Origin of the sequence: Micromonospora sp. SL4-19 (assembly GCF_047921475.1) — a bacterium.
GTDB lineage: Bacteria > Actinomycetota > Actinomycetes > Mycobacteriales > Micromonosporaceae > Micromonospora.
The window spans coordinates 1-8,407 of sequence record NZ_JBLROB010000059.1 but is presented as its reverse complement, the minus strand read 5'-3'; the positions used below and the strand labels follow the sequence as shown (position 1 = coordinate 8,407).

Sequence of the window (8,407 nt, the reverse complement as noted above, 5' to 3'; positions counted from 1 at the left end):
AACTGAGGTGGCCTCATGACGAACGGTTGGACCGGGCCGGTGCTGGTGACCGGTACGGACACCGAGGTGGGCAAGACCGTGGTGACCGCGGCGATCACCGCCGCCGCGCAGGCCGCGGGGCTGCGGGTCGCGGTGGTCAAGCCCGGCCAGACCGGTACGGCCACCGGCGACCCCGGCGACGTCGACTCGGTGAGCCGGCTCGCCGCCCCGCTGACCGGCCGGACCCTGGCCAGCTACCCGGACCCGCTCGCCCCGCTCGCCGCGGCCCGGGTCGCCGAGCTGCCGCCGCTGGAGCTCTACGCCGCCGTCGACGCGATCCGCGAGGAGATCGACAAGCACGACCTGGTGCTCGTCGAGGGGGCCGGCGGGCTGCTCGTACCGATGGGGCTGCGGCCGTCTGGCGAGCCCTGGACGGTGGCCGACCTGGCGGTGTCGCTGGGCGCGCCGGCCGTGGTGGTGGCCCGTGCCGGGCTGGGCACGCTGAACCACACCGCGCTCACCCTGGAGGCACTCGAACGCCGGGCTGTCCCGGCCGGCGTGGTGATCGGCGCCTGGCCGGCCGAGCCGGAGCTGGTGCACTGGCTCAACCTGTCCGACCTGGTGCCGAACCTGCTGGGCGCGGTGCCGATGGGTGCCGGCGGGATGGACCCGGGGGTGTTCCGCAGGTCCGCCCCGGGCTGGCTCACGCCCGCTCTGTACGGGGTGCTCGACGACTGGCGGGCCTGGGCCGAGGACGCCGGCTGATCACCCATCCGCATGGTGGTGGACTTGCCCGCACCGCTGCCGATCGGCGGTCCGCCCTGACTTTCGTCAGATTCTTCGGATGACGAACGCGTCCGGCATCCGGAAGGTGAGGTTGTCCGGGCACCACGGCGGGCGGACCACGGTGACCCCGTCGAGCAGCGGTGCCGCCTCGGCGACCACCACCGCCGCCTCCATCCGGGCCAGCTGTGCGCCCACGCAACGGTGCGGTCCCGCCCCGAAGGCGAGATGCCGCCGGGAGCCGCGCTGTCCCGGCCGGAACTCGCCGGGCGCGGCGACGATCTCCGGGTCCCGACCGGCCCGGGCCAGCCAGGCGACGATGCTGGTGCCCGCCGGGACGGCGGTGTCGCCCAGCGTGGTGTCCACCGTGGCCACCCGCCGCCAGGTGACGATCGGCGGTTCCAGCCGCAGCCCCTCCTCGACCACGTCGGCGACCGGGATCTCGCCCGCGCGGAGCCCGGCCCGCACCGACGGTTCGCCGGTGAGCCGGTGCAGCAGCAGGGTGAGGAACTGTGAGGTGGTCTCCTGCCCCGCGACCAGCAGGAAGAAGAGCGCGCCGACGACCACGTCGGCGGAGTGCCCGGCGTCGCGCAGCCGGGCGGCCAGCCCACCGCCGGTCGCGGCGAATCCGCGCAGCACGGTGTGGAACCGGCCGACCTCGGCGGCGAGGGCGAGCTGCCGGTCGTCGTCCAGCGGCGCCCAGAACAGCTCCAGGGCGGCCCGGGTGAAGTCCTTGACCGCGCCGACCGGGGCGTCCGGCAGCTCGACCAGCCGGGCCAGCACCAGCAGCGGCAGGTCGGCGGCGAGTTCGGCGTACAGGTCGACCGGCTCGCCGGCGCCCAGCGCATCGGCGAGCCGGGCCACCCGTCGCCGGACCAGGTCGGTCAGCCAGGGCTGCTGCGCCGCCACCCGGTCGGGGTGCAGCGCGTCGGCGACGATGCCGCGGATCTCGGGGTGGCTGGCGGCGGAGTTGTTGGCCAGGGTCGGGGGCAGCCGGAACCGGTGGCCGGCGAGCACCCGCATGGCGGCCACCGGGATCGGGGTCACCGCGTCGAGGGCGTTGTCCGGCCGGAACGTCTCCGGATCGGTGAGCAGCCGCCGGACCAGGGAGTGCCGGGTCACCACCAGGTGCGGCACGCCGACGTGGTCGACCACGGTGGCCACGTCGGGCCACGGACCGTCGACGGACTTCCCCCAGCCCCGGAACAGCACGGCGACACGCTAACGGGCGGCCCCCGGCGGAGTCGGGTCCAGCTCCCACACGGTGGTGTGCTTCACCCGTACGCTCTCCAGCGCCTCCGGCACCGGCACGTCGTACCCGGCCAGCTCGTGGAAACGCTCGCGGGGCAGGAACGCCCGGCCGGGGTCGCCGACCAGCACCCGGGCCCCGGACCGGGCGGCCCGGAGCAGGAAGCGCAGCATCCGTCGCGCCATCGCCTCGCTGTAGAAGACGTCCCCGGCGAGCACGACCTCGGCGTCTCCGGCGTCCCCGTCGAGGATGTCGCCGAGCTCGGCGTCGACGCGTACCCCGTTGGCCTCGGCGTTGAGCGCGACGGCCGCGACCGCCCGCTTGTCCACCTCGACGGCGCGGACGCCGGCCGCGCCGGCACGGGCGGCGGCGATGGCGACCAGGCCGGAACCGGAGGCGAGGTCGAGGACCTGCCGCCCGGCGACCAGCTCGGGGTGGTCGGTGACGTAGCGGGCGAGCGCCTGCCCGCCGGCCCAGGCGAAGGCCCAGAACGGTGGCGGTTGGGCGCTGTGGAACTCGCCCTCGGTCAGCTCCCAGAGGCCGATCGGCTCGTCGGCCTGATGCAGCCGTACCTCGGGGACGAAGGCGACCGGGGTGAGCCGGGCGTGCAGCCGGACGAAGGCCGCGGACAGGTCGGACACCGGGTGATTCTGACGTACGGCCCGGCGCCGGCCGCCGAGCGGTGCGGTGCCGGACAGATCCCGGGCGTGTCGCGGCCCGGCCGGGGCTCAGTCGAGCTGGCCGGGTTCCAGCCCCAGCTCGCGGGCCGCCACCAGCCGGATCCACTCGCCGAGCTGCCGCCGGGTGATCACCCGCTCGTGCACCGCGAGCTGCACCGCCAGGCCGTCCATCACCGCGCTGATCCGCCACGCCGCGCCTGCGGGATCGGGGCAGTTGAAGGTGTGGTCGGCGACGCCGGCGGAGATCACCGCCGCGAGATCCTGCCGCCACCGCAGGTCGAGCCGGCGGGACAGCTTCTCCAGCTCCGGGGTGCGCAGCGACTCCGCCCAGCCGTCGATCCGCATCGACCAGGAGGTCGACCGGCCGGCCGCGTGGAGGTGCAGCATCCGGCGCAGCCTCGCCAGCGGCGGGGCGGCGGAGCGGACCACCGTGTCGAGCCGGGTCAGGTCCTGCTCGACGGCGTAGGCGAACGCCTGCGCGAGCAGCCGGTCCCGGGTGGCGAAGTGGTAGAAGACGAGGGCCTGGCTGACCCCGGCGGCCTCCGCCACGTCGGCCGTGCGGGTGTTGGCGAGTCCACGTTCCGCGATCACGTCACAGGTCGTACGAAGCAGGGCATCCAGGCGGATCTCGGCGGAGCGTCTCGTCACGCCGTTACCGTAGCCCATCGATGTGACCACAGGGAGTTACCGGCGCTGCCGGTCGAACGGCCCACGGTCGAAATCCTCCTAGGAAGCTCCAGGGAGTGGGCCCCCGTCACCCGGACGCGCCGAAAAAGGGCACCCCGATTTGGCAACCGTTCCCGGGCTCGGCTAAAGTTCTCATCCGTCACCGGGAAACACCGGGGGCACGCGGACGTAGCGCAGCTGGTAGCGCATCACCTTGCCAAGGTGAGGGTCGCGGGTTCGAATCCCGTCGTCCGCTCGGAGATGCCGCCACGCATGTCGGGGGCAACCTCGGTGGAGTGGCCGAGAGGCGAGGCAACGGCCTGCAAAGCCGTGTACACGGGTTCAAATCCCGTCTCCACCTCGGCAGTAGACGAGGGCGATTGGCGCAGTGGGAGCGCGCTTCCTTGACACGGAAGAGGTCACTGGTTCAAACCCAGTATCGCCCACCAGTTCGATGAGCAGACGGCTCGTCACCGGACATCGGTGACGAGCCTTTCTGTTTCTTCCGGCGGCGTCGCCCGCCCCCGGCACCGCTCAGGTCGAGGCGGTCAGCAGCGCCTCCGCGACGGCCGTCCGGCTGCTCAACAGCGACCGGCCCTGCCGGTGCGTCACCACCAGGCCGGCCGCGCGCAGCGCGGTGAGGTGCTGCGACACCCCCGCCGGGGACAGGCCGGTGCGCCGCGCCAGCTCGGTGGTCGAGCGTGGCGTGTCCAGCTCGGCGAGCAGCCGTGCCCGGCCTCGGCCGAGCACGGCGCCCAGCGCGTCCGGCGCGGTTGGCGGGCATTCCCACAGCGCGCCGACGCCCCGGGCCGGGTAGGCCAGCTGCGGCACGCCGCCGGACGCGATGCTGAGCACGGACGGCCAGACGAAGACCGAGGGCACCAGGACCAGCCCGCTGCCCTCCGGCACGTCCGGGGCCGTGCAGTGGCGCTGGTTGATCAGCAGGGCGTCGCCCTCCCAGCGGACCCGCTCGTGCAGGTCGTTGAGCAGTCCGGCCGCGCCGTCCTCGGCCAGCCGGCGGGCCCGCTGGAACACCTCCGAGTCGAGCAGCGCCCGGATCCGGGGCCAGGCGCCGGCCAGGGCCAGCCGCCAGTACGCCTCGATCTCCTCGGCGAGCCGGTGCAGCCCGCCCTCGGGGTCGGCGTACAGGGCGGCCAGCGCCGAGGGCCGGGGTCCGGGACAGAGGTCCAGATGGGCGCGGACCGTGTCCGGCGGTGTGGCGCGCAGCGCGGCCAGTTCCGTCCCCAGGTCGGGGGCCAGGCCGATGGGCGGCGGGTTGAGGAAGTCGACCACGTAGCCCGGCGCGGGCGGGACGAGCTGCCAGAGCAGGCTGCGGCGCGGGTCGAGCAGCCCCGCCTCGGCCAGCCGCGGCCGGACCCGGTTCGCCCAGGGCAGGTGGATCGCGTGGTCGCCCGGGTCGCGGAGCACCCGTACGCTGGCGACGACCTCCCAGAGGCAGGAGAGCGCGAAGCGGACCCGCGCCACGGCGCCCGCCGACAGGCCGATCGCGACCACGACGCCTCCTTCGTTTCAGCCAGGACTGAAACAATAGGGCGGCCCGCGGACCCGGCCCAGACTGGCCGGGTGAACGACAACCAGACCCGAGCCCTGCACTTCCGTTCCCTGCACGTCCCCGGCGAGCCGCTGGTCCTGGTGAACGCCTGGGACGCCGCGAGCGCCCGGATCGTCGCCGCGGCCGGCGCCCGCGCCGTCGCCACCACCAGCGCCGGCGTGGCCTGGAGCCTCGGCGCGCCGGACGGCGACGCCCTCGGCCGCGACGCCGCCGTCGACCTGGTGCGCCGGGTCGTCGCGGCGGTGCCGCTGCCGGTCACCGCCGACATCGAGTCCGGGTACGGCGACACCGCCGACGAGGTCGCCGCGACCGTCGCGGCAGTGGTCGCGGCCGGTGCCGTCGGCGTGAACGTCGAGGACGCCCGGCACGACGGGGCGGCGCCGCTGCGGGAGGTCGGTGAGCAGTGCGATCGACTGGCCGCCGTCCGGTCCGCGGCGGACCGGGCCGGGATCCCGCTGTTCGTCAACGCGCGGGTGGACACGTTCCTGCGGGGCTCCGGCGACGTCGCCGAGACCGCTGCGCGGGCCCGGGCGTACCTGGCGGCCGGCGCCGACGGGGTGTTCGTGCCCGGGACGGTCGACCTTCGCACGGTGGCCGCTCTGGTCGAGGCGATCCCGGGTCCGCTGAACGTGCTGGCCGGGCCGGGTGCTCCGGCGGTGTCAGAGCTGGCCGAGGTCGGGGTGGCCCGGGTCAGCCTGGGCTCCGCGGTCGCCGAGGCGGCGTACGCGGTGGCCCGCCGGGCGGCCGAGGAGGCGTTCGCCACCGGGACGTACGGCGCGCTCGCCGACGCCCTCGACTACGGGACGCTGAACGAGCTGATGCGGGGTTGACCTGCCACCCGACCCGGGGCACCGGCTGCTGCGAAGCTGAACCGGTACCCCGGGTGCGTGGTGTCCCGGGACCGGTCAGCTCCGCCGGCCGCGGGTGTCTCCGTCACAGTGGCGGGGTCACGTCCCGGCGTTCCTCGACCCGCCGATACTCGACCGGCTCGGCGGGGGTGACCACCTGGCGGCGGCGGCCCCAGACCAGCGTGGTCATGATCAGGCCGAGTACGCCGGCCGCCATCAGGATCCAGCCGACGACGTCCAGGTCGACGCCGCCGATCTTGGCGTCCAGCGCGAAGGTGAGGATCGCGCCGACCGCGATCAGGAAGATGCTGGTTCCGATTCCCACGACAGCCTCCTTCGGGGGACGGTTGTGCTGTCGAGACCAGTCAGTACCCAGCCGCTCTCCGGCCCAATCGCAGGTCCTGGCGGGGTCCAGGGCCGGGCACCAGCATCGCGCCGGGAGCTGCGGCGCGCGTGTCGGCGGGTCGGTTCGCCCGGCGATCTTGTCGTCGGGTACAGTTTCCTCCGTCGCCGACGAGTGCCGGTGACACGCGGACGTAGCGCAGCTGGTAGCGCATCACCTTGCCAAGGTGAGGGTCGCGGGTTCGAATCCCGTCGTCCGCTCGCGATCCGCCCCTCGCGGGGCCGACCGTCGCCGGTGTTCCGACCGGCGCGCGTTCGGGCGATTGGCGCAGTGGGAGCGCGCTTCCTTGACACGGAAGAGGTCACTGGTTCAAACCCAGTATCGCCCACCAACATCTAGCCCAGCTCGCTGAGCTGGGCTTTTCTCTTGCCCGCGCTTGGGCGCGACGCTCCATTCAGGTCGACGGCGCTCACCGGGTCCGCCCAACGGACCATGGATGACGTGGACCGCCCGTGACATGGTGAGGTCCGCACACCAGAGGAGGCGAGCGCATGCGGTCAGGCACCGGAAGACGCGATACGCGGATGATCCGCCGGCTCGGCGTCACCGCCCTGCTCGTCGCGGCGGGGATCGTGTCGGGCACCTCGCCCGCCCAGGCGACCGCCACCCGGACCGTGGCGTTCTGGAGCATGGACGAGCCGGCCGGGGCGACCGTGCTCAAGGACAGCAGCGGCAACGGCCGCAACGGCACCATCGGCGCCGAGGTGGTGACCGGCGCGCTCTACGCCGGATCGACCGGGCACCGGTTCGCCACCCACCTGCCCAGTGACAAGGAGTACGTGCCGGGCCACGTGGACCTGGTGCCGCACAGCACCGACTTCAACCCCGACGCCGGGGACTTCTCGTTCACCATCCGCTACCGGACGACGTACTCCTTCGGCAACATCCTCCAGAAGGGACAGGGCGCGACCGCCGGCGGCTACTGGAAGTTCGAGGCCCCGGGTGGCAGGCCGACGTGCCTGTTCCGCGGCGGGGACGGCGCCTCTCGTACCGGCTACACCGACGTCTCGATCTCGGACGGGCAGTGGCACACGGTCACCTGCAACCGCACCTCGACCTATGTGGAGATGTACGTCGACGGCGTGCGGACCAGCCGGCTGACCGGGCCGACCGGCACCATCGCCAACGACTGGCAGCTCTCCATCGGTGGCAAGAGCTCCTGTGACGGCGTGAAGGTCACCTGCGACTACTTCGCCGGCGACATCGACTACATCAAGATCCTGAAGGGCTCGGGCGGCTCCTCCAACCAGCCGCCCGTGGCCGGCCTCGTCCCGTCCTGCTCCGGGCTGGTCTGCACGTTCTCCGGCGCCGGCTCGACCGACGCCGACGGCGCGATCCAGGACCACCGCTGGGACTTCGGCGACGGATCGGGCGTCGGCACCGCCTCCGTGCCCACCACCTCGCACACGTACGCGGCGGCCGGCACCTACCCGGTCACGCTCACCGTCATCGACGACCGGGGCGCCACCGGCACCGCCACCGTCCAGGTCACCGTCGCACCGGTCGCCGAGCGGATCTCCTTCGTCGGGCAGGCCACCGCGAACGCCAACTGGACCAGCCACTCGGTGGTGGTGCCGTCGACCGTCCAGCCCGGCGACACCCTGCTGCTCTTCCTGAGCCAGAACACCCACGCCGGCACCGGGCAGCCCGTCGGGGTGACCGGCTGGACCCAGCTCGACCGGCTCGACGGGGGCTTCGCCACCACCACCGCCTGGTGGAAGGTCGCCGCGGCCGGGGACGCCGGATCGACCGTACGCATCACGCTGGACGCCCAGTCCAAGGGCAACCTGGTCGTGGCGGCGTACCGGGGCGTCGCCCCGACGAGGCCCGGCTTCGCCCGGGCCACCGACCCGGCCAGCACCGCCAGCCGGATCACCCCGTCCGCCCCGGTCGTGGCGGCCCAGAGCTGGGGCGTCTCGTACTGGCTGCACGGGGACGCGGTGTCGACCGCGCTGACCCCGCCGTCCGGCGTCGAGGTACGCAGCAACAGCTCGCAGACCGGCGGGGGTCGGGTGACCGTGCTGCTCGCGGACTCGGGCCGCACCGTGCCGGCCGGCAGCTACGGCGGGTTCTCCGCAGTGGGGGCGGCGGCGAGCACGACCACGACCACGTGGACTTTCGTCCTTCCCGCGGCGTAGCGCTGGGGTTCCGCTTTCGGATGCGAGAACGCCGCTGGCCGGCACCCTCTTCGGGTGCCGGCCAGCGGCGTGTTGTTCACCTGTGTGG

At 73.8% G+C, this 8,407-nt stretch carries 8 protein-coding genes and 5 tRNA genes; 8 read left to right on the top strand and 5 right to left on the bottom strand.

Features of this window, described 5'->3' with window-relative positions; all coding sequences use genetic code 11:
- The first annotated feature begins 15 nt into the window (after nucleotides 1–15).
- Complete coding sequence (gene bioD, locus ACNAVT_RS31495) at nucleotides 16–744, top strand: dethiobiotin synthase (RefSeq protein WP_416301615.1); 729 nt, start codon at nucleotides 16–18, stop codon at nucleotides 742–744.
- Nucleotides 745–810: 66 nt separating this feature from the next.
- Here bioD and ACNAVT_RS31490 read toward each other — a convergent pair whose 3' ends face one another.
- From ACNAVT_RS31490 to ACNAVT_RS31480, 3 genes are all read right to left on the bottom strand, one after another.
- Nucleotides 811–1,974, bottom strand: a complete 1,164-nt coding sequence (locus tag ACNAVT_RS31490; RefSeq protein ID WP_416301614.1) for a cytochrome P450 — start codon at nucleotides 1,972–1,974, stop codon at nucleotides 811–813.
- Nucleotides 1,975–1,983: 9 nt separating this feature from the next.
- Nucleotides 1,984–2,652 (bottom strand): class I SAM-dependent methyltransferase, encoded by a 669-nt coding sequence (locus ACNAVT_RS31485; protein WP_416301613.1) that lies wholly within the window; start codon nucleotides 2,650–2,652, stop codon nucleotides 1,984–1,986.
- 87 nt (nucleotides 2,653–2,739) lie between these two features.
- Nucleotides 2,740–3,339, bottom strand: coding sequence for a TetR/AcrR family transcriptional regulator (locus ACNAVT_RS31480; RefSeq protein WP_416301612.1), 600 nt, complete (start codon nucleotides 3,337–3,339; stop codon nucleotides 2,740–2,742).
- 201 nt (nucleotides 3,340–3,540) lie between these two features.
- Here ACNAVT_RS31480 and ACNAVT_RS31475 point away from each other — a divergent pair.
- From ACNAVT_RS31475 to ACNAVT_RS31465, 3 genes are all read left to right on the top strand, one after another.
- Nucleotides 3,541–3,613 (top strand) — tRNA-Gly (locus ACNAVT_RS31475).
- A 34-nt stretch (nucleotides 3,614–3,647) separates the two neighbouring features.
- Nucleotides 3,648–3,718 (top strand) — tRNA-Cys (locus ACNAVT_RS31470).
- Nucleotides 3,719–3,731: 13 nt separating this feature from the next.
- Nucleotides 3,732–3,806 (top strand) — tRNA-Val (locus tag ACNAVT_RS31465).
- An 85-nt stretch (nucleotides 3,807–3,891) separates the two neighbouring features.
- Here the strand turns inward: ACNAVT_RS31465 and ACNAVT_RS31460 are convergent.
- On the bottom strand, nucleotides 3,892–4,872 hold the full coding sequence (locus ACNAVT_RS31460; RefSeq protein WP_416301611.1) for a helix-turn-helix domain-containing protein: 981 nt from the start codon (nucleotides 4,870–4,872) through the stop codon (nucleotides 3,892–3,894).
- A 69-nt stretch (nucleotides 4,873–4,941) separates the two neighbouring features.
- Between ACNAVT_RS31460 and ACNAVT_RS31455 the strand changes: the two genes are divergently transcribed.
- Nucleotides 4,942–5,760 (top strand): isocitrate lyase/PEP mutase family protein, encoded by an 819-nt coding sequence (locus ACNAVT_RS31455; protein WP_416301610.1) that lies wholly within the window; start codon nucleotides 4,942–4,944, stop codon nucleotides 5,758–5,760.
- Nucleotides 5,761–5,863: 103 nt separating this feature from the next.
- On the opposite strand, the gene ACNAVT_RS31450 is transcribed toward ACNAVT_RS31455, so the two are convergent.
- The gene (locus tag ACNAVT_RS31450; protein ID WP_416301609.1) at nucleotides 5,864–6,103 is read right to left on the bottom strand and encodes a DUF6458 family protein; all 240 of its coding nucleotides are present in this window, start codon (nucleotides 6,101–6,103) and stop codon (nucleotides 5,864–5,866) included.
- Nucleotides 6,104–6,308: 205 nt separating this feature from the next.
- Here ACNAVT_RS31450 and ACNAVT_RS31445 point away from each other — a divergent pair.
- From ACNAVT_RS31445 to ACNAVT_RS31435, 3 genes are all read left to right on the top strand, one after another.
- A tRNA-Gly gene (locus ACNAVT_RS31445) sits at nucleotides 6,309–6,381 on the top strand.
- Between the two features lie 56 nt (nucleotides 6,382–6,437).
- Nucleotides 6,438–6,512, top strand: a tRNA-Val gene (locus tag ACNAVT_RS31440).
- Nucleotides 6,513–6,672: 160 nt separating this feature from the next.
- Nucleotides 6,673–8,319 (top strand): PKD domain-containing protein, encoded by a 1,647-nt coding sequence (locus ACNAVT_RS31435; RefSeq protein ID WP_416301608.1) that lies wholly within the window; start codon nucleotides 6,673–6,675, stop codon nucleotides 8,317–8,319.
- Nucleotides 8,320–8,407 lie beyond the last annotated feature (88 nt).

Coding starts and splice junctions, on each gene's coding strand:
- bioD (WP_416301615.1), top strand. CDS start 16: ATGACGAACGGTTGGACCGGGCCGGTGCTGGTGACCGGTACGGACACC.
- ACNAVT_RS31435 (WP_416301608.1), top strand. CDS start 6,673: ATGCGGTCAGGCACCGGAAGACGCGATACGCGGATGATCCGCCGGCTC.